Source organism: Pseudomonas sp. S34 (genome assembly GCF_009866745.1).
Lineage (GTDB): Bacteria > Pseudomonadota > Gammaproteobacteria > Pseudomonadales > Pseudomonadaceae > Aquipseudomonas > Aquipseudomonas jessenii.
In genome coordinates, this window is sequence record NZ_CP019398.1 from 1751096 (window position 1) to 1769953 (window position 18858).

At 58.9% G+C, this 18858-nt stretch carries 19 protein-coding genes; 13 read left to right on the forward strand and 6 right to left on the reverse strand.

Annotation, left to right across the window (positions count from 1 at the left end; translation table 11 throughout):
• The first annotated feature begins 75 nt into the window (after positions 1-75).
• The 6 genes from lpdA (at position 76) to PspS34_RS07730 (ending at position 6884) form a co-directional block, all read left to right on the forward strand.
• Positions 76-1512 (forward strand): dihydrolipoyl dehydrogenase, encoded by a 1437-nt coding sequence (gene lpdA, locus PspS34_RS07705; protein WP_007998079.1) that lies wholly within the window; start codon positions 76-78, stop codon positions 1510-1512.
• Between the two features lie 196 nt (positions 1513-1708).
• The gene (sucC, locus tag PspS34_RS07710) at positions 1709-2875 is read left to right on the forward strand and encodes an ADP-forming succinate--CoA ligase subunit beta (RefSeq protein WP_007919879.1); all 1167 of its coding nucleotides are present in this window, start codon (positions 1709-1711) and stop codon (positions 2873-2875) included.
• Positions 2875-3756 carry a succinate--CoA ligase subunit alpha gene (sucD, locus tag PspS34_RS07715; RefSeq protein WP_007919877.1) on the forward strand — a complete coding sequence of 294 codons (882 nt, stop codon included), beginning with the start codon at positions 2875-2877 and terminating at the stop codon, positions 3754-3756. The genes sucC and sucD overlap by 1 nt, the downstream gene beginning before the upstream one ends.
• Positions 3757-4159: 403 nt before the next feature.
• Complete coding sequence (gene brnQ / locus PspS34_RS07720; protein ID WP_154860743.1) at positions 4160-5473, forward strand: branched-chain amino acid transport system II carrier protein; 1314 nt, start codon at positions 4160-4162, stop codon at positions 5471-5473.
• 272 nt (positions 5474-5745) lie between these two features.
• Positions 5746-6483 carry a DUF599 family protein gene (locus PspS34_RS07725; RefSeq protein WP_090453895.1) on the forward strand — a complete coding sequence of 246 codons (738 nt, stop codon included), beginning with the start codon at positions 5746-5748 and terminating at the stop codon, positions 6481-6483.
• A complete protein-coding gene (locus PspS34_RS07730; protein WP_150814888.1) occupies positions 6483-6884 on the forward strand; it encodes an MAPEG family protein in 402 nt (133 codons plus the stop codon). The genes PspS34_RS07725 and PspS34_RS07730 overlap by 1 nt, the downstream gene beginning before the upstream one ends.
• Positions 6885-6951: 67 nt before the next feature.
• Here PspS34_RS07730 and PspS34_RS07735 read toward each other — a convergent pair whose 3' ends face one another.
• Entirely contained in the window at positions 6952-7224 is a 273-nt protein-coding gene (locus PspS34_RS07735; protein ID WP_150814887.1) for a hypothetical protein, read from the reverse strand.
• 158 nt (positions 7225-7382) lie between these two features.
• On the opposite strand from PspS34_RS07735, the gene PspS34_RS07740 reads away from it, so the two are divergent.
• The 4 genes from PspS34_RS07740 to PspS34_RS07755 all read left to right on the forward strand — a co-directional run bounded on the left by PspS34_RS07740 (position 7383) and on the right by PspS34_RS07755 (position 11090).
• Positions 7383-7859, forward strand: coding sequence for a PaaI family thioesterase (locus PspS34_RS07740; RefSeq protein WP_057715822.1), 477 nt, complete (start codon positions 7383-7385; stop codon positions 7857-7859).
• Positions 7856-8308 (forward strand): PaaI family thioesterase, encoded by a 453-nt coding sequence (locus PspS34_RS07745; RefSeq protein WP_090453899.1) that lies wholly within the window; start codon positions 7856-7858, stop codon positions 8306-8308. The genes PspS34_RS07740 and PspS34_RS07745 overlap by 4 nt, the downstream gene beginning before the upstream one ends.
• Positions 8309-8389: 81 nt before the next feature.
• Complete coding sequence (gene htpG, locus PspS34_RS07750) at positions 8390-10294, forward strand: molecular chaperone HtpG (protein ID WP_057716650.1); 1905 nt, start codon at positions 8390-8392, stop codon at positions 10292-10294.
• Between the two features lie 67 nt (positions 10295-10361).
• Complete coding sequence (locus tag PspS34_RS07755; protein ID WP_154860742.1) at positions 10362-11090, forward strand: dienelactone hydrolase family protein; 729 nt, start codon at positions 10362-10364, stop codon at positions 11088-11090.
• A 132-nt stretch (positions 11091-11222) separates the two neighbouring features.
• Here PspS34_RS07755 and PspS34_RS07760 read toward each other — a convergent pair whose 3' ends face one another.
• The 5 genes from PspS34_RS07760 to purM form a co-directional block, all read right to left on the reverse strand.
• Entirely contained in the window at positions 11223-12083 is an 861-nt protein-coding gene (locus PspS34_RS07760; RefSeq protein WP_057715819.1) for a pirin family protein, read from the reverse strand.
• A gap of 62 nt (positions 12084-12145) precedes the next feature.
• On the reverse strand, positions 12146-12562 hold the full coding sequence (locus PspS34_RS07765) for an OsmC family protein (protein ID WP_154860741.1): 417 nt from the start codon (positions 12560-12562) through the stop codon (positions 12146-12148).
• Positions 12563-12763: 201 nt separating this feature from the next.
• Entirely contained in the window at positions 12764-13477 is a 714-nt protein-coding gene (locus PspS34_RS07770) for a DUF3108 domain-containing protein (RefSeq protein ID WP_057715817.1), read from the reverse strand.
• Positions 13478-13485: 8 nt separating this feature from the next.
• On the reverse strand, positions 13486-14136 hold the full coding sequence (gene purN / locus PspS34_RS07775; RefSeq protein WP_102671757.1) for a phosphoribosylglycinamide formyltransferase: 651 nt from the start codon (positions 14134-14136) through the stop codon (positions 13486-13488).
• Positions 14136-15194, reverse strand: a complete 1059-nt coding sequence (gene purM / locus PspS34_RS07780; RefSeq protein ID WP_090457782.1) for a phosphoribosylformylglycinamidine cyclo-ligase — start codon at positions 15192-15194, stop codon at positions 14136-14138. Before purM ends, purN begins: the two co-directional genes overlap by 1 nt.
• A gap of 383 nt (positions 15195-15577) precedes the next feature.
• Between purM and PspS34_RS07785 the strand changes: the two genes are divergently transcribed.
• The 3 genes from PspS34_RS07785 (at position 15578) to hda (ending at position 18681) form a co-directional block, all read left to right on the forward strand.
• On the forward strand, positions 15578-16636 hold the full coding sequence (locus PspS34_RS07785; protein ID WP_154860740.1) for a DUF2066 domain-containing protein: 1059 nt from the start codon (positions 15578-15580) through the stop codon (positions 16634-16636).
• A gap of 36 nt (positions 16637-16672) precedes the next feature.
• Positions 16673-17746 (forward strand): AI-2E family transporter, encoded by a 1074-nt coding sequence (locus PspS34_RS07790; protein WP_150814156.1) that lies wholly within the window; start codon positions 16673-16675, stop codon positions 17744-17746.
• A 230-nt stretch (positions 17747-17976) separates the two neighbouring features.
• Positions 17977-18681, forward strand: coding sequence for a DnaA regulatory inactivator Hda (gene hda, locus PspS34_RS07795; RefSeq protein ID WP_007984552.1), 705 nt, complete (start codon positions 17977-17979; stop codon positions 18679-18681).
• Positions 18682-18858: the final 177 nt, after the last annotated feature.

Sequence of the window (18858 nt, forward strand, 5' to 3'; positions counted from 1 at the left end):
CCCGGGCTGTCGGAAAACCCGCAGCCTGGCTTGCCGCTCGCGGCTTGAAGCTTTTCGCTAAAGAGGATTTTTTGAATGTCGCAGAAATTTGACGTAGTAGTGATCGGCGCTGGCCCTGGCGGCTATGTGGCTGCCATCAAGGCCGCTCAGCTTGGTCTTTCGACGGCCTGCATCGAGAAGTACACCGACAAGGAAGGCAAACTGGCTCTGGGCGGTACCTGCCTGAACGTCGGCTGCATTCCATCCAAGGCCCTGCTGGACAGTTCTTGGAAATTCCACGAAGCCCAGGACGGTTTCGCGATCCACGGTATCAATCACGCTGGCGTGACCATGGACGTGCCAGCGATGGTCGGCCGTAAAGCCAACATCGTCAAAGGCCTGACCTCCGGCGTTGCGACCCTGTTCAAAGCCAACGGTGTGACCTCGATCCAGGGTCACGGCAAGCTGCTGGCCGGCAAGAAAGTTGAAGTCACCAAGCCTGATGGCTCGGTAGAAATCATCGAAGCCGAAAACGTCATCCTGGCTCCAGGTTCGCGTCCGATCGACATTCCGCCAGCTCCGGTTGACCAGAATGTGATCGTCGACTCCACCGGTGCCCTGGAATTCCAATCCGTACCCAAGCGTCTGGGCGTGATCGGTGCTGGCGTGATCGGTCTGGAACTGGGTTCGGTCTGGTCGCGTCTGGGGGCAGAAGTGACTGTCCTGGAAGCCCTGGACACCTTCCTGATGGCAGCGGACACCGCTGTTTCCAAGGAAGCGCTGAAAACCCTGACCAAGCAGGGTCTGGACATCAAGCTGGGCGCTCGCGTCACCGGTTCCAAAGTGAACGGCGACGAAGTCGTGGTGAACTACACCGATGCCAAGGGCGAACAGAACATCACTTTCGACAAGCTGATCGTAGCCGTTGGTCGCCGTCCGGTGACCACTGATCTGTTGGCTGCCGACTGCGGCGTGACCCTGGACGAGCGCGGTTTCGTGCACGTTGACGATCACTGCGCCACCACCGTACCGGGCGTTTACGCCATCGGCGACGTGGTTCGCGGCATGATGCTGGCGCACAAGGCCTCGGAAGAGGGCATCATGGTTGTCGAGCGCATCAAGGGCCACAAGGCCCAGATGAACTATGATCTGATCCCTTCGGTTATTTATACTCACCCGGAAATCGCGTGGGTCGGTAAAACCGAGCAGGCCTTGAAAGCTGAAGGCGTTGAAGTTAACGTCGGCACCTTCCCGTTCGCAGCCTCTGGCCGTGCCATGGCTGCCAACGACACCGGTGGTTTCGTCAAGGTCATCGCAGATGCCAAGACAGACCGCGTATTGGGCGTCCACGTGATTGGCCCGAGCGCTGCAGAACTGGTTCAGCAGGGCGCGATCGGTATGGAATTCGGCACCAGCGCTGAAGACCTGGGCATGATGGTTTTCTCCCATCCGACCCTGTCTGAAGCCTTGCACGAAGCTGCTTTGGCTGTGAATGGCGGCGCCATCCACATCGCCAACCGCAAGAAGCGTTAAGACAATAAGAAACCACGGCGGAATGGCCCGTCGTGAGCCTTGCATGCAAGACTCACCGCGGAATATCCGCTGGACGCAGTCTTGCATAGCTGCACCGGGTATCCGGAAAGGCTATGCAAGCAGCAGTCACAGGTGGTGCGGCACTTGAATGAGTGCAGCACCGAATGCGCAGTACCTAACGAAGACGGTAATAAGCATGAATCTTCACGAGTATCAGGGTAAGCAGCTGTTCGCTGAGTACGGCCTGCCAGTTTCCACCGGTTACGCGGTAGACACCCCGGAAGCAGCAGCAGAAGCTTGCGACAAAATCGGCGGCAGCGAGTGGGTTGTCAAAGCCCAGGTCCACGCCGGTGGTCGCGGTAAAGCGGGCGGCGTAAAGCTGGTTCGCAGCAAAGAAGACGCCAAAGCCTTCGCACAGCAGTGGCTGGGCAAGCGTCTGGTGACTTACCAGACTGACGCCAATGGTCAGCCAGTCACCAAGATCCTGGTTGAATCGTGCACTGATATCGCTAAAGAGCTGTACCTGGGCGCTGTCGTTGACCGTTCGAGCCGTCGTATCGTGTTCATGGCTTCCACCGAAGGTGGCGTGGACATCGAGAAAATCGCTCACGACACTCCAGAAAAAATTCTGAAAGCCACTATCGATCCACTGGTTGGCGCTCAGCCATTCCAGGGTCGCGAGCTGGCATTCCAGTTGGGTCTGGAAGGCAAGCAAGTTGCCCAGTTCGCCAAGATCTTCGTAGGTCTGGCCAAACTGTTCAAGGATCACGACCTGGCCCTGCTGGAAGTGAACCCGCTGGTGATCAAGGCTGACGGCGATCTGCACTGCCTGGACGCCAAGATCAACATCGACGCCAACGCCATGTACCGTCAGCCTAAGCTGAAGACTTTCCACGATCCGTCGCAGGACGATCCGCGCGAAGCGCACGCTGCCAAGTTCGAACTGAACTACGTAGCGCTGGAAGGCAACATCGGTTGCATGGTCAACGGTGCTGGCCTGGCCATGGGTACCATGGACATCGTCAACCTGCATGGCGGCAAACCAGCCAACTTCCTCGACGTGGGCGGCGGTGCTACCAAGGAACGCGTTACCGAAGCGTTCAAGATCATCCTGTCCGACACTAACGTCGCTGCAGTACTGGTCAACATCTTCGGCGGCATCGTTCGCTGCGACATGATTGCCGAAGGCATCATCGGTGCAGTGAAAGAAGTCGGCGTGAAAATCCCGGTTGTTGTTCGCCTTGAAGGCAACAACGCTGAGCTGGGCGCTAAAGTACTGGCAGAAAGCGGTTTGAACATCATCGCTGCTACCAGCCTGACCGACGCTGCTCAACAAGTTGTCAAAGCTGCGGAGGGCAAATAATGAGCGTCCTGATCAATAAAGACACCAAAGTTATCTGCCAGGGTATTACCGGTTCGCAAGGTAGTTTCCACACCCAGCAAGCCATCGAGTACGGCACCAAGATGGTTGGTGGTGTAACTCCAGGCAAAGGCGGTACCGAGCACCTGGGCCTGCCAGTGTTCAACACCGTTAAAGACGCTGTAGCTGCCACTGGCGCCACCGCCAGCGTGATCTACGTTCCGGCTCCTTTCTGCAAAGATTCGATCCTGGAAGCTGCTTTCGGCGGCATCAAGCTGATCGTGTGCATCACCGAAGGCATTCCTACCCTGGACATGCTGGACGCTAAAGTTAAGTGCGACGAGCTGGGCGTAGTCCTGATCGGCCCTAACTGCCCAGGCGTGATCACCCCAGGCGAATGCAAGATCGGCATCATGCCAGGTCACATTCACTTGCCAGGCAAGGTCGGTATCGTTTCCCGTTCCGGCACCCTGACCTACGAAGCTGTGAAGCAGACTACTGACGCCGGTTTCGGTCAGTCGACTTGCGTCGGCATCGGTGGTGACCCGATCCCGGGTTCGAACTTCATCGACATCCTGAAGCTGTTCCAGGAAGACCCGAAGACCGAAGCGATCGTGATGATCGGTGAGATCGGCGGTTCGGCTGAAGAAGAAGCGGCTGCCTACATCAAGGCACACGTGACCAAGCCGGTTGTTTCCTACATCGCTGGTGTGACTGCTCCTCCGGGCAAGCGCATGGGCCATGCTGGCGCAATCATCTCTGGCGGCAAAGGTACTGCAGACGAGAAATTCGCTGCTCTGCAAGACGCAGGCGTTAAAACCGTGCGTTCGCTGGCAGACATCGGCAAGGCCCTGGCCGAGCTGACTGGTTGGGCTGTCAAGTAAGCCTCGCGCTTAGCTGACGCTTCACCAAACAAAGGCCACCTTCGGGTGGCCTTTGTCGTTTCCGGGATTTGTGTTGGCGGTACCGGCCTCTTCGCGAGCAAGCCCGCTCCCACATTTTGTACGCGTACCAATGTGGGAGCGGGCTTGCTCGCGAAGGCGGACTTACAGGCGCCAACCATTTACATGCGAAAATGCGACACGCAAATGTCGTAGATCGGATAGTTCGCCCTCTAACAGTGCGTTTATCGGTCAAATTCGTTAGTCTATGCGCCATTTTTGCGTCTGCGGCCCACAAGGCGCGCAACGCGCTAAAAGGGTCGGTCTTATACGGACTGACAGCATTTCCCTCACCCATAGGGAAATCCCTCTCTAAATTCCGATTCAGTAGTGTGGTATTTCCTTAATGAAAGTGTTGAAAGGCCAGGACATCCTGGCACTTGGTTTTATGACGTTTGCCCTGTTCGTCGGGGCTGGCAACATCATCTTCCCACCTATCGTCGGTTTACAGTCCGGGCCCAATGTCTGGATGGCGGCGCTGGGTTTCCTGGTCACCGCAGTTGGTCTGCCGGTGATCACCGTCGTGGCGCTGGCCAAGGTCGGCGGAGCAATGGATGCCTTGAGCAGCCCGATCGGTAAAGTGGCCGGTGGCCTGCTGGCAGCGGCTTGCTACCTCGCTGTTGGCCCGCTGTTCGCGACGCCACGTACCGCGACGGTATCCTTCGAGGTGGGTCTGGCGCCCCTGACCGGCGAGAGCCCGCTGGCTCTGTTCCTCTACAGCTCGGTTTACTTCCTGCTGGTGTTCTTCATCTCGCTGTATCCGGGCCGTTTGCTGGATACCGTAGGGCGCTTCCTCGCGCCGCTGAAGATCATCGCCCTGGCCGCGCTGGGCATTGCAGCATTCGCCTTGCCGGCCGGTGACATTGGCCATGCAACCCCTGAATACGTTGCAGCACCGTTTTCCCAAGGCTTCATCAATGGTTACCTGACCATGGATACCCTGGGCGCCCTGGTGTTCGGCATCGTCATCGTCAACGCCATCCGTTCCCGCGGCGTCGAGTCGCCAGCCCTGATCACCCGCTATGCGATCATCGCTGGCCTGATCGCCGGCGTGGGTCTGGCACTGGTGTATGTCAGCCTGTTCCGCCTCGGTTCGGGCAGCCATGAAGTGGCCGCTGGCGCTACCAATGGCGCGGCGGTATTGCACGCTTACGTGCAGCACACCTTCGGTTCGCTGGGTAGCGGTTTCCTGGCCGTGCTGATTTCCCTGGCATGCCTGGTGACCGCGGTCGGCCTGACCTGTGCCTGCGCCGAGTACTTCAGCCGTGTGGTGCCGTTGTCTTACAAGACACTGGTAATCATCCTGGCGGCGTTCTCGCTGCTGGTGTCCAACCTGGGCCTGACCAAGCTGATCGCGTTCTCGATCCCGGTACTGACCGCGATCTACCCGCCGTGCATCGTTCTGGTGGCGTTGAGCTTCTGCAAGGACTTCTGGCATGAGCAGGGTCGTATCCTCGGCCCGGTGATGCTGGTGTCGTTCATCTTCGGCCTGATCGATGCCCTGAAGGGGGCCGGCCTGGCGGACTGGATGCCAACACAAATGGCCCACCTGCCGCTTAGCGAGCAGGGCCTGGCGTGGTTGGTGCCGTCGGTGATGACGCTGGTGGTCGCCGTGGTCTGCGACCGTCTGCTGGGCAAGCGCGAAGAAGCGCTGGCTTAAGCTTTACCGGCCCGTCACAAGCGGGCCTGTGAACAAAACAGAAATGCCCCGTATCAATCGATACGGGGCATTTTTTTATGGGGTGATGCGGTGTCTTTTCTTCTGCGCTAACGTCGAAATACTGCCATGGCCCTTGTAGGAGCGAGCTTGCTCGCGAAGGTCGTGAACTATAGCGCGTGATTTCTGGATAAACGCGTTGCTCTCAGGGTCTTCGCGAGCAAGCTCGCTCCTACAGGGTTTATGTACACCGCAAACACATCACAAGGACCTGCATGTCGTTCATCCAAGCCAACCTGATCCACATTCTTGCCGCCGTCTGGTTTGTTATCTGCTGGGGCGGGTACACCCGCTATGCCACATGGAAAGGCCGTGACACCGCGTGCCTGGCCAGTGTGCTGCACCTGTATCGTGAAGACTGGATGCGCCGCATGCTGCTGCGCGACAACCGCATCGCCGATGCCAGCGTGATCGGCAATCTGGAGCGCAATGCGTCGTTCTTCGCCTCCAGTACATTGATTATCCTGGCCGGTATTCTCACGGTATTGGGGGCTTCGGAACGGGCGGTATCCTTGCTGGCGGATATTCCGATGGTGCAACAGGCGTCCCAGGGCATGTCGGAAATCAAGTTGCTGTGCCTGGCGCTGGTGTTTGTCTATGCGTTCTTCACGTTCAGCTGGTGCATGCGCCAGTACAACTTTGCGGCGGTACTGGTAGGTTCGGCGCCGATGGTCGGTGAGCGCCATGTATCGGAGCAAGAGCGCAAAGCATTCGCTTCACGCGCCGCCCGCGTCATCTCCATGGCCGCCAACCAGTTCAACTTCGGGCTGCGTTCCTACTACTTCGGCATGACCATGCTGGCCTGGTTTGTCAGCCCGTGGCTGTTCATGTTGATGAGTGCCGGCGTCGTGTTTGTTTTGTACCGCCGCGAGTTTCATTCCGACGTTCTTGACGTGATGGTCTATACCCCTACAGAGGCGCCGTTGCCGGAGGCAATTAAAGAGGCAGCTTGATGAGTATTCCATTCTGGTGCGTGTTTATCAGTGCGGTGTTGATTTATCTGGCGCGAATGCCCGTGACCAGGGCCATGAAAGAGCAGGGTGGTTACGATAACCACCTGCCGCGCCAACAGCAGATGCAACTCACAGGTCTGGGAGCCCGGGCGCTGGCGGCGCATCAGAACAGTTTCGAAGCGTTCATATTGTTCGCGGTGGGTGTGTTGATGGCGCATACCACGCAGACGGCGGGCTGGCTGATCGATTGCCTGGCGATCATCTTCGTGATCACGCGGGTTATCTACCTGGTGTGCTACTGGAAGGACCTGGCTTGGCAACGCAGTCTGGTTTGGCTGGTGGGATTGATCTGTTCGCTGTTGCTGATGATTAGTCCGACTTTTCGAACGATTTTGCTCTAACCACTTTTATCAAGGCAAAAGAGAACCCGCACTTGGCGGGTTTTCTTTTGTCACGCTAAAAACCGTATTAGTTCTTAGGCGCTTCCGGGGCAGCTGGAGCAGTCGGAGCGGCTGGAGCAGCCTCTTTTACCGCTTCTGCGTTCGATTCAGCCTGATCTTTGGCGGCTTCGGCGTTTTCTTTCGCCGCGTCGTTCACTTTATCCTGAGCTTTGCTCATGTCTTGCTGAGCTTGCTCAGCATGTTTGGCAGCATCTTGAGCTTTGTCCTCGGATTTTTTATCGCAGGCCGCGAGACCGAGGGAAGCGGTCAACATCAAGGCAATAGCTAAAGTCTTACGCATGGGGTGTTTCTCCTGATGAAAAGCATCTACTGGCATTAAGAGCTCACGCATCAGGGTTAAGTTCCTTAATTTTTTCAGATATATAAGTTTGTTCTAGTGCGGAACTTTTACCCGGACCGCCACTGCACTGTACAGACATAAACAAGAGTTTTTATCAAATGACTGAAAACCCCGTTTTTGAGCGTGCGAAGCGCTTTCTGTCAGCGCTGCGACATTGCCAGGTACTTGGACTAAGCGTTCACAGCGCCAGCAACGAAGGGCTGACGATTGTGCTGCCGTACAGCCCGCAGATCGTCGGCAATCCCGAAACCGGCGTGATTCATGGCGGAGCGCTGACTTCGCTGATGGACACCGCCTGTGGCATGGCGACCCTTTGCGTGCTCCCGGAATTCGAAGTCTGCCCGACCCTGGACCTGCGCATCGACTACATGCACGCCGCCGAACCACATAAGGATGTCTACGGCTTTGCCCAGTGCTATCGGGTCACCACCGACGTGATTTTTGCCCGTGGCTTCGCCTATCAGGATGACCCCGGGCAACCCATTGCCCATGTGATGGGCACTTTCATGCGCATGGGAAAGAACATCAAAGGCACCAAGGGCTTTGGTGGCGCGGTTGCCGGAGGTGCGCAATGAGCGAGTCGCTGAAAGAGCAATTGCAAAAGGCCCATGAGCAGGGCGATTACGCCTCGTTGCTGGATTTGATTCCCTATGCCCGGCTGATCGGCGTCGAATGTTCCCGGGTGGGAGATGAGTTGCTGTTCAAGCTGCCAGCGAACCAGGACAACATCGGTAACCCCTTGTTGCCGGCGATTCATGGCGGTGTGATCGCCGGTTTCATGGAATTGGCCGCGGCGCTGCACCTGTTGGTGTTTACCGGAACGCCCGGGGTGCCGAAGATCATCGACTTCTCCCTGGATTACCTGCGAGCCGGGCAGTTTCGCGATACCTGGGCCCGATGCCAGGTTTGGCGCCAGGGTCGCCGGGTCGCCAATGTGGCGATTACCGCCTGGCAAAGCACCGAAGCCGAGCCCATTGCCACGGCCCGTGCACATTTCAAACTCGAAGAGCCCTTGAAATCCTGAACTCAGCCCCAAACTCTGAGGACAACCCGCCGTCGATCCTCAAGGTCGCGGCTTATGCCATCTGATTGGAGTTTGATGACCATGAGTGTGGAAACTCAAAAGGAAACCCTGGGCTTCCAGACCGAGGTGAAGCAGCTGCTGCATCTCATGATCCATTCGCTGTATTCCAACAAGGAAATTTTCCTTCGCGAATTGATCTCGAACGCCTCTGACGCTGTCGACAAGTTACGTTTCGAAGCCCTGGCCAAGCCAGAGCTGCTGGAAGGTGGCGCCGAACTGAAAATCCGTGTGAGCTTCGACAAGGACGCTAAAACCGTCACCCTCGAAGACAACGGTATTGGCATGAGCCGCGAAGACGCGATCACCCACCTGGGTACCATCGCCAAGTCCGGCACCGCCGATTTCATGAAGCACCTGACCGGCGACCAGAAGAAAGACTCGCACCTGATCGGCCAGTTCGGTGTCGGTTTCTACTCCGCCTTCATCGTCGCCGACAAAGTTGATGTGTTCAGCCGTCGCGCCGGCAGCCCGGCCAGCGAAGGCGTGCATTGGTCGTCCAAAGGCGAAGGCGATTTCGAAGTCGCAACCGTCGACAAGGCCGAGCGCGGCACTCGCATCGTCCTGCACCTGAAGTCCGGTGAAGACGAGTTCGCCGATGGCTGGCGTCTGCGCAACATCATCAAGAAGTACTCCGACCACATCGCTTTGCCGATCGAGCTGCCGAAAGAAGTGGCCGCTGCCGAAGGTGAAGAGCAGCCGGCCGTTGAGTGGGAAACCGTCAACCGCGCCAGCGCCCTGTGGACCCGTCCGCGTACCGAGATCAAGGACGAGGAATACCAGGAGTTCTACAAGCACATCGCTCACGATTTCGAAAATCCGCTGAGCTGGAGCCACAACAAGGTCGAAGGCAAGCTCGAATACAGCTCATTGCTGTACGTGCCGACCCGTGCGCCGTTCGACCTGTACCAGCGTGAGGCGCCGAAAGGCCTGAAGCTGTACGTGCAGCGCGTGTTCGTCATGGATCAGGCCGAGTCCTTCCTGCCGCTGTACCTGCGCTTCATCAAGGGCGTGGTCGATTCCAACGACCTGTCGCTGAACGTGTCGCGGGAAATCCTGCAGAAAGATCCGATCATCGACTCGATGAAGTCGGCGCTGACCAAGCGCGTCCTGGACATGCTGGAAAAACTGGCGAAGAACGAGCCTGAGCAATACAAGGGCTTCTGGAAGAACTTCGGCCAGGTCATGAAAGAGGGCCCGGCAGAAGATTTCGCCAACAAGGAGAAAATCGCCGGCCTGCTGCGTTTCGCATCGACCCATGGCGACGATGGCGAGCAGGTTGTTGGTCTGGCCGAGTACCTGGCGCGCGCCAAGGAAGGTCAGGACAAGATCTACTACCTGACCGGCGAAACCTACGCCCAGGTCAAGAACAGCCCGCACCTGGAAGTCTTCCGCAAGAAAGGCATCGAAGTGCTGCTGTTGACCGATCGTATCGACGAGTGGCTGATGAGCTACCTCAGCGATTTCGACGGCAAGAGCTTTGTCGACGTGGCGCGCGGTGACCTGGACCTGGGCAACCTGGACTCGGAAGAGGACAAGAAGGCCGCGGAAGAAGTCGCCAAGGCCAAAGAAGGTCTGGTCGAGCGTCTGAAAACCGCATTGGGCGAGTCCGTTGCTGAAGTGCGGGTTTCCCATCGCCTGACCGACTCCCCGGCAATCCTGGCCATCGGCGAGCAGGACTTGGGCTTGCAGATGCGCCAGATCCTGGAAGCCAGCGGTCAGAAGGTTCCGGATTCGAAGCCGATCTTCGAATTCAACCCGGCTCACCCGCTGATCGAGAAGCTCGACAACGAGCAGAGCGACGAGCGCTTCGGCGACCTGTCGCACATCCTCTTCGATCAGGCGGCCCTGGCGGCCGGCGACAGCTTGAAAGACCCGGCGGCCTATGTACGCCGTCTGAACAAGCTGTTGGTCGAGCTATCGGCCTGACGGTGTTGTAGAAAAACCCGCTTCGGCGGGTTTTTTCATTTCGGTGCTAAAACATCAGGAGTCAGAAATGAGCCAAATCACTGTACGTTCCGTTGCCTATCAGATTGACGGCCAGGCTTACGAAAGCCGTCTGGCCTTCGATGCCGACCATAAAGGCCCGCGCCCGGGTTTGTTGATGGCGCCGAACTGGATGGGCGTCGGCGCCGGTGCCGAGGAGATCGCCAAGTCGGTAGCTGCCAAGGGTTATGTGGTGTTGATTGCAGACCTTTACGGCCAATCGGTTCGACCGACGAACAATGACGAGGCCGGCGCGGCCATGATGCCGTTGAAGAATGATCGCCCATTGCTGCGCAAGCGCATGCAGGTGGCGTTCGAACAGCTGCAAAGCCAGGGTGAAGTGGCTGTCGATACTTCGAAACTGGCCACTTTCGGTTTCTGCTTCGGCGGTTGCTGCGCCCTGGAGTTTGCCCGTACCGGCGCGCCGGTGAAGGTCGCGGTGTCGTTCCACGGCACGCTGGACACACCGAATCCGGCCGATGCGAAAAACATCAAGGGTAAGGTCCTGGTGCTGCATGGCGCATCCGATCCATTGGTGCCGAAGGAGCAGTTGCCGGCGTTCGAAGACGAAATGAACGCGGCGGGTGTGGACTGGCAGTTGCTGAGCTACGGCGGTGCGTTCCACTCGTTCACCGACCCGCACGCCAATGTGCCGGGCATGATGATGTATGACGCCAAGGTGGCCGCCCGGGCGTTCACGTCGATGCACAATCTGCTGGATGAAGTGTTCAAGGGCTGATCTGTTGCCTGACACCGACTTTGTCAGAGCCTGAACCGGCCTCTTCGCGAGCAAGCCCGCTCCCACATTTAACCGCGTTCCAATGTGGGAGCGGGCTTGCTCGCGAAGGCGGTTCCACAGGTAACTAAAATCTCAGGGCAGTTCGATCCTCTCAACTTCCCCCGGCACCGTCGGCCAATCCCCGGCCGCCCAACGCCGGCGCGCTTCATCAATCGCCGCCGGATCGCTCGCGACAAAATTCCAGTTGATCCGCCGTGGCCCGTCCAGCGGAGCACCGCCGAACAACACGGCGTGACTGTCGCTTTCGGCAAACAGTGTCATCTCTTCCCCCGCAGGCAGTACCACCAGCGAGTACGGCTCTATTGGCTCGCCATCGAGTTGCACTTCGCCACTCAACACATACAGCGCACGTTCTTCATGCTCCGTGGGAATCAGCAATGTCGTCGCCGTTTGCAGGTGCAGTTCCGCGTACAGCGTAGGAGAAAGCACTGGCACTGGCGATTCCAGGCAAAAGCCTGACCCGGCAATCATGCGAATCTTCACCCCCAGGTTTTCGCTGACCGGCAATGTGGACGCTGGATGGTGGCTGTAATGCCCCGGACCCTGTTCTTTATCCTTGGGTGATGCCAGCCAGATCTGCAAGCCGTGCATCGTGAAGCCGCTTTCCTTCAGAGCCTCGGGCGTGCGTTCGACGTGGGCGATGGCGCTGCCGGCCGTCATCCAGCTGACGTCGCCAGTCCCGACCACTTGATCGGAACCAAGGCTGTCCTTGTGCTGGATCTGCCCCTGGAACAAGTAGGTGAGGGTGGACAGGCCAATGTGTGGATGCTGGCGGATGTTCATGCCTTTGCCCGGTGGATAACGGGTTTCCAGCATGTGGTCGAAAAACACGAATGGCCCGACGCTGCGGCACTTGGCCGATGGCAGCGGGCGGAGAATCGGCTGGCCCTCGACATCTTCGGTGCGGGGGCGGATCACGAGCGGAGTGTTCATGGTGCGTTCCAGGCTGAGCGGGTAATGCGTTCGAGCATAACCCGCTTGGGCAACCCTTGCCGCTATTGGCTGAACGTGCCTTCGGACAAATGCGTTTCGATGCTGACTTCAGAGGTGGTCATCAGCTTGTGGATCGGGCAGCGATCGGCGACGCGGTGCAGTTCATCGCGCTGGGCGTCGGTGAGTACGCCCTTGAGGGTCAGCTTGACGTGCAGCGCGTACTGGCCTTTCTGTTCCAGGCTGTTGTCGCGCTTGACCTCGACGCCGACACCGGTCAGCGGGATGTCTTTCTTCCTGGCATACAGCTTCAGGGTCAGGGCTTTGCAGGCACCCAGCGCGGCATCGAAATAATCGTGTGGCTCCGGCGCCGAGCCCTCTCCGCCAGCCGTGACGGGCGCGTCGGCGAAGAGTTCGTGGTCATCGATCTGGACGCTGTGGCGCAAACCTTCGGCAGAAACGGTATTGACGGTAACAGTCATGGCAAACCTCGCAGGCGACAGGAAAACTCATTCGATCAAAAAGGACCTTGAAGGTGTAGAGCCATCGCGTTTGTCGGGTGTTCCAATCTGTAGGAGCGAGCTTGCTTGCGATGATCTCACTGGCACTGCGTGTATCCGCCAGGGCGAGTCATCGTTAAAGTCCATCGCGAGCAAGCTCGCTCCTACAGGTCTCGATCCGGATCAGCTGCCTTTGACTGGCTTGCCGTTGACCGTGCCGTCCAGGAGCATGATGTTGTATTCCTTGCCGTCGGTTTCGACCTGTTGCAGGCGGACCAGCAGGTAGTCCCAATCCTTGGCGAACCACAGCACGGTGATGCGCTTGCTTTGCGTCGGATCGCGTACGCGCTCGACCTTGATCGCATCGATCTGGCCAGCCTTGGTGTCGACTTTTTCCGAGCCCAGCACACGGAAGTCATAGGTATCGACTTCGCCATCATCGACAACCTGATAGCTCATGCTCTTTTTGCCGGCAGCCACGTCATGTTGCAGCGCCAGTTGATAGGTGGATTTGTCGACCATGCCGCGGTTCAGCGGAATATCGACCGCGTCACCACGATCGGTGCCGGTGACCTTTTTCGCGGCCCAGTCGAAATCCAGGTCGGCTTTCTTGGCTTTGCCCAAACCGCCACGCTCGAAGTGGTAGGACTGGGGCAGCAAGGTGTCCTTGTCCACGGTCAGGGTGCTTTCTTCGGACAGGCTGGCGATCATCATCGAAGCCTTGAAGCTGAGCTTCCAGACGCCGTTGGCTTCCTTGGTCAGGCTGCGCTCGGCAGTGCCACTCATGGGCAGCTGTTTCCAGTCGGCGGTGTAGCTGGCGGAGAAAGGTTGAAGGTCTGCCGCCTGGGCGAAGGGCAAGGCGAGCAGAGCGCAAGCGAAGAGCAGGGCGCGACGCATAAAATCTCCTAGTTTCGAATCAAGTGGCCGCTGGCCGCGAGTAACTGTCCATCCAGTAAAGCACCTTGCTCGCCGAGGGCTAGACGACCTTCGGCAAACCAGCGTACGGCCATCGGGTAGATCAGGTGTTCCTGAACATGGACCCGCTGCGCCAGACTCTGCGGCGAATCCTGTAACTCTACCGGTATTACAGCTTGTACGACCAGTGGTCCGCCATCGAGTTCCTCGGTGACGAAGTGCACGGAGCAGCCGTGCTCGGTGTCGCCAGCCTCCAGCGCGCGCTCATGGGTGTGTAACCCTTTGTATTTGGGTAGCAGCGAGGGATGGATATTGAGCAGGCGACCCTGATAGTGGCGTACGAAACCAGCGCTGAGAATGCGCATGAATCCGGCGAGTACCACGAGTTTGGGATTGAAGGCGTCGATCAGTTCGATCAGCGCGGCGTCGAAGGCCTCGCGACCTTCGAAAGCCTTGTGATCCAGGGCGCGGGTGTCGATACCCGCGTCCCTGGCGCGTTGCAGGCCGTAGGCGTCGGCGCGGTTGGAAATCACCGCAGCGATGCGGACCGGGCTGTCGCCGGTCCGCGTGCTGTCGATCAGGGCCTGCAAGTTACTGCCGGTGCCGGACAACAGCACCACGACATCACAGGTCTTAGGCATCAGTGAGCCTTGAGGTTCTTCAGTTCAACCTGAGCTGCGCCTTCGGCAGCGGTGGAGATCTGGCCGATGACCCAAGGCTGCTCGCCAGCTTCGCGCAGAACGTTCAGGGCGGCTTCAACGTGCTCCTGAGCCACGCAGATGACCATGCCCACGCCGCAGTTCAGCACGCGGTGCATTTCGTTCTCGTCAACGTTGCCTTTCTCTTGCAGCCAGTCGAACACTGCCGGGCGGTTCCAGCTTGCCACGTCAACCACGGCTTGAGCGCCTTTTGGCAGAACGCGCGGGATGTTGTCCAGCAGACCGCCGCCAGTGATGTGGGCCATGGCTTTGACAGCGCCGGTTTCCTTGATCAGCTTGAGCAGCGGCTTCACGTAGATACGGGTCGGGGCCATCAGCAGGTCGGTCAGCGGCTTGCCGTCGAGCTGGATGTTCTCGATGTCGGCGCCGGATACTTCGATGATCTTGCGGATCAGCGAGTAGCCGTTGGAGTGCGGGCCGGAAGACGGCAGGGCGAGCAGGGCATCGCCGGCAGCAACCTTGGAACCGTCGATGATTTCGGATTTTTCCACGACGCCGACGCAGAAACCGGCCAGGTCGTAGTCTTCACCTTCGTACATGCCCGGCATTTCAGCGGTTTCGCCGCCAACCAGCGAGCAGCCCGACAGTTCGCAGCCAGCGCCGATGCCGGTCACAACCTGGGCAGCGGTGTCGACGTTCAGTTTGCCGGTTGCATAGTAGTCGAGGAAGAACAGCGGCTCGGCACCGCACACCACCAGGTCGTTGACGCACATGGCAACCAGGTCGATGCCGATGCTGTCGTGCTTGTTCAGATTCAGTGCCAGGCGCAGCTTGGTGCCGACGCCGTCAGTACCGGAAACCAGCACAGGCTGCTTGTAGCCGGCCGGGATTTCGCAGAGGGCGCCGAAACCGCCCAGGCCGCCCATGACTTCCGGGCGCGCAGTGCGCTTGGCGACGCTCTTGATGCGTTCGACCAATGCTTCACCGGCGTCGATGTCTACACCGGCGTCCTTGTAGCTCAGGGAGGGTTGCTTGCTCATGATCCAGGCCTTTAGGGGGGGATTTCTGGGTAACGACCGAGTCCATCGGGACCGCCGAAACAGGCGAAGGCGAGGGCCATGCACGAATTTCAGGGTGCCCGGCTGTTGCCGGTCTGCGAAGGCGCGCGATTTTATCAGGCTTGAGCCGCAGCGGCCATCCTCAGGCCGACAGCAGGGCCATATCCGTTCAAAAAAACCGTTAATGCGCGGTGTCGGTGGCATCCTGCATGGCTGTATAAGGTATCGCATTAACCGTCTATCGTTATGACAGTGCGAAAACTTACCCGGAACGTGTGAATGTTTTGCGTCGGGCAACGGTCACAGTCTTGCTCGATCGTCTTCATGCGGTCTGTTCCAGCCGCTCTTGTCGTCAGGAATCCTCCATGCGTTTCTGTAAATTCTTGCTTGTGAGTTGTTTGTCAGTGGTCAGCCTGGTCAGTCAAGCCGAAACCGTCAAAGGCCTTTACCTGGTGCGCGAGCCGGTGAATGGCCAGTCGCCCGAGGAGCGCGACCAGGCGACTCAGCGTGCGTTGGACACATTGGTACTGCGCCTGACCGGCGACCCCAAAGCCGCTCAAAGTCCGGGGTTGGCAGCGATTCGCAAAGACCCGCAACAGATCATCAGCCAATACGGCTTTGAGGCCGGGCCCCCGGAAGTCCTGAAGGTCGATTTCGATCCGGGTACCACCGAGCAGGCCTTGCGCCGCGCCGGCCTGGCCATGTGGGGGGCCAATCGGCCGTCGATCCTCGGCTGGTGGTTGAATGATTCCACCGAGGGTTCGAGCCTGGTGGGCGACGGCCAGGCCAGCGCGGCGCCACTGCGTCGGGCTGCCCAGCATCGGGGCTTGCCATTGCGCTTGCCATTGGCGGACCTGAACGAACAGATCGTCGCAACCGCGCCGAACCTGGAGGGCGCAGATCCCGCACCTTTGCATGCGGCATCGGAACGCTACAATGCCGACGCCCTGCTTGCGGTACACGCCAGGGAAGAGGGCGGGCAATGGCAAGCCAAGTGGCAATTGTGGCTGGGGGATAAAAAAGAGGCCGGCAGTGTGCAGGGCGCCGATCAGGCCGCCGTGGCCGATGCGGTAATGCTGGCGGTCAACGAGCGCCTGGCGCCGCGGTTTGTCGCCAGGCCGGGTGCTTCGAGCGAGCAATTGCTGGAAGTGCAAGGCATGAATCTTGAGCGCTACGCGTCGCTCGGACGATTGCTGGAACCGTTTGGCGGGCGTGTGCGCAGTGTCGACGGTGACCGGATTCTTTATCGGGTCAATGGCAGCGTCGATCAGTTGCGTGCGCAACTGTCGCTGGCCAGACTGCAGGAGGCGCCGGTGGGTCAGGCCACGGCCCCGGCCCCGGTCGCGCCCGTTCAGCCAGCCACCGGCAGCCCGGTGCCAGCCGCCGCACCGGCCCCGATCCCGCAGCTACGTTTTCGCTGGTAGTTTTTCTTTCTTTATATAGAAGCAATGGAGTGGTTCATGGCCGATACGCGGCGTTGGTTCTGGCTCGGCGGGGTGGTCCTGCTGTGTGTGTTTGTCTGGTTGTTGCATCCGATCCTGACGCCGTTCCTGGTGGCGCTGCTGTTGGCCTACCTGTTCGACCCGCTGGTGGATCGGCTGGAGAAGGCAGGCCTGTCCAGAACCTGGGGTGTCGTGGCGGTGTTTACCCTGTTTACATTGATCTTCACCGCGCTGCTGTTGGTGTTGGTGCCCTTGCTCGCCAGGCAGTTGTTTCGTTTGTATGAGCTGGCCCCGCAAATGCTCGACTGGCTGCAGCACACGGCGTTGCCCTGGGCGCAATCGAAGTTCGGCCTGTCGGACGGTTTCTGGAAGTTCGACAAGCTCAAGGCCGCCATCAGCGAGCATATGAGTCAGACCACTGATGTTGTCGGTGTGGTGTTGAGCCATGCCACGGCCTCGGGGCTGGCGTTGATCGGCTGGCTGGCGAACCTGGTGTTGATTCCGGTGGTGAGCTTCTACCTGTTGCGGGATTGGGACCTGATGATGGCCAAGGTCCGCAGCCTGCTGCCCCGTGATCGTGAAGCGCGCGCGGTGTCGCTGGCGGGTGAATGCCATGAAGTGCTCGGAGCGTTCGTGCGCGGACAGCTGCTGGTGATGGTGGCCTTGGGTGTGATCTACGCAGCAGGCCTGATGCTGGTCGGGTTGGAACTGGGTCTGCTGATTGGCCTGATTGCCGGTCTGGCGGCGATCGTGCCGTACATGGGGTTTATCATCGGCATTGGCGCGGCGCTGCTTGCGGGGCTGTTCCAGTTCGGTGGTGATCTTTATCCAATGCTCGGCATTGTCGCGGTGTTCATGGTCGGCCAGGCGCTGGAGGGTATGGTGCTGACGCCGTTGCTGGTCGGTGACCGGATTGGTCTGCACCCGGTGGCGGTGATTTTCTCGATCCTGGCCGGTGGTGAGCTGTTTGGCTTTACCGGCGTGTTGCTGGCATTGCCGGTCGCCGCGGTGATCATGGTGCTGGTGCGCCATGTGCATGATTTGTATAAGGATTCTGAAATCTACGGGAGGGCCGACGAGCCGCAGCTGTAAGGGCCGTCGATAGCCGATGGCGGGCTGCCCGGGTTCGTGCCGGATCAGCCTGCCGGCGTCGCCCGACTGTCACATGCACCGCCAAAGAATCTGTCACAAAACCAATGCATTAACGCAAACCTTTGATTTTGCTTGTGGTCTGTCGCATTGTGCGGTCCGCTTCACGGGTATAAACTTCGCAAACTTTACACAGAGGCCACTAACGGTTCCTTTGGAACTGTTCAGTCAGCATGAAACCGATTCAGCTGCCCCTAGGTGTGCGTCTGCGTGACGACGCCACCTTTATCAACTACTACCCAGGCGCCAATGCCGCTGCACTCGGCTATGTCGAGCGGCTGTGCGAAGCCGACGCCGGCTGGACCGAAAGCCTGATTTACCTTTGGGGCAAGGACGGGGTAGGGCGTACGCACCTGTTGCAGGCCGCCTGCCTGCGCTTCGAGCAATTGGGCGAGCCGGCGGTGTATCTGCCGTTGGCCGAGCTGCTCGATCGCGGCATTGAAATCCTCGACAACCTCGAACAGTACGAGCTGGTCTGCCTGGATGATTTGCAGGTGGTTGCCGGACGAGCGGATTGGGAAGAGGCGCTGTTTCATCTGTTCAATCGCTTGCGCGACAGCGGTCGGCGCTTGCTGATTGCCGCGTCGACATCCCCTCGGGAGCTGCCGGTGAAGCTGGCGGATCTCAAATCCCGCCTGACCCTGGCCTTGATCTTCCAGATGCGTCCGCTGTCCGATGAGGACAAACTGCGTGCCCTGCAATTGCGCGCATCCCGTCGCGGTCTGCATCTGACCGATGAAGTCGGGCATTTCATTCTGACTCGCGGTACCCGCAGCATGAGTGCGCTGTTCGAGTTGCTCGAGCGCCTCGACCAGGCCTCCCTCCAGGCTCAGCGCAAGCTGACAATCCCGTTTTTGAAAGAAACCCTCGGCTGGTAAACCCGCTGAAACCGGGGCGTTTAGCCGTTTCGGCATATTTCAGGCGCCAGAAATCCCGCTTTCCTGCAAGGTTGCAGGCCGCGTGTGTGTTTAAAATGGGCTTAAGCGCTTAGATGTAAACGAGAAACGGATAAGTCACAAAAAGATCGATTGAATTTGCAAATGAGGTTGATAGCG

Coding starts and splice junctions, on each gene's coding strand:
- lpdA (WP_007998079.1), top strand. CDS start 76: ATGTCGCAGAAATTTGACGTAGTAGTGATCGGCGCTGGCCCTGGCGGC.
- sucC (WP_007919879.1), top strand. CDS start 1,709: ATGAATCTTCACGAGTATCAGGGTAAGCAGCTGTTCGCTGAGTACGGC.
- sucD (WP_007919877.1), top strand. CDS start 2,875: ATGAGCGTCCTGATCAATAAAGACACCAAAGTTATCTGCCAGGGTATT.
- brnQ (WP_154860743.1), top strand. CDS start 4,160: ATGAAAGTGTTGAAAGGCCAGGACATCCTGGCACTTGGTTTTATGACG.
- PspS34_RS07725 (WP_090453895.1), top strand. CDS start 5,746: ATGTCGTTCATCCAAGCCAACCTGATCCACATTCTTGCCGCCGTCTGG.
- PspS34_RS07730 (WP_150814888.1), top strand. CDS start 6,483: ATGAGTATTCCATTCTGGTGCGTGTTTATCAGTGCGGTGTTGATTTAT.
- PspS34_RS07735 (WP_150814887.1), bottom strand. CDS start 7,224: ATGCGTAAGACTTTAGCTATTGCCTTGATGTTGACCGCTTCCCTCGGT.
- PspS34_RS07740 (WP_057715822.1), top strand. CDS start 7,383: ATGACTGAAAACCCCGTTTTTGAGCGTGCGAAGCGCTTTCTGTCAGCG.
- PspS34_RS07745 (WP_090453899.1), top strand. CDS start 7,856: ATGAGCGAGTCGCTGAAAGAGCAATTGCAAAAGGCCCATGAGCAGGGC.
- htpG (WP_057716650.1), top strand. CDS start 8,390: ATGAGTGTGGAAACTCAAAAGGAAACCCTGGGCTTCCAGACCGAGGTG.
- PspS34_RS07755 (WP_154860742.1), top strand. CDS start 10,362: ATGAGCCAAATCACTGTACGTTCCGTTGCCTATCAGATTGACGGCCAG.
- PspS34_RS07760 (WP_057715819.1), bottom strand. CDS start 12,083: ATGAACACTCCGCTCGTGATCCGCCCCCGCACCGAAGATGTCGAGGGC.
- PspS34_RS07765 (WP_154860741.1), bottom strand. CDS start 12,562: ATGACTGTTACCGTCAATACCGTTTCTGCCGAAGGTTTGCGCCACAGC.
- PspS34_RS07770 (WP_057715817.1), bottom strand. CDS start 13,477: ATGCGTCGCGCCCTGCTCTTCGCTTGCGCTCTGCTCGCCTTGCCCTTC.
- purN (WP_102671757.1), bottom strand. CDS start 14,136: ATGCCTAAGACCTGTGATGTCGTGGTGCTGTTGTCCGGCACCGGCAGT.
- purM (WP_090457782.1), bottom strand. CDS start 15,194: ATGAGCAAGCAACCCTCCCTGAGCTACAAGGACGCCGGTGTAGACATC.
- PspS34_RS07785 (WP_154860740.1), top strand. CDS start 15,578: ATGCGTTTCTGTAAATTCTTGCTTGTGAGTTGTTTGTCAGTGGTCAGC.
- PspS34_RS07790 (WP_150814156.1), top strand. CDS start 16,673: ATGGCCGATACGCGGCGTTGGTTCTGGCTCGGCGGGGTGGTCCTGCTG.
- hda (WP_007984552.1), top strand. CDS start 17,977: ATGAAACCGATTCAGCTGCCCCTAGGTGTGCGTCTGCGTGACGACGCC.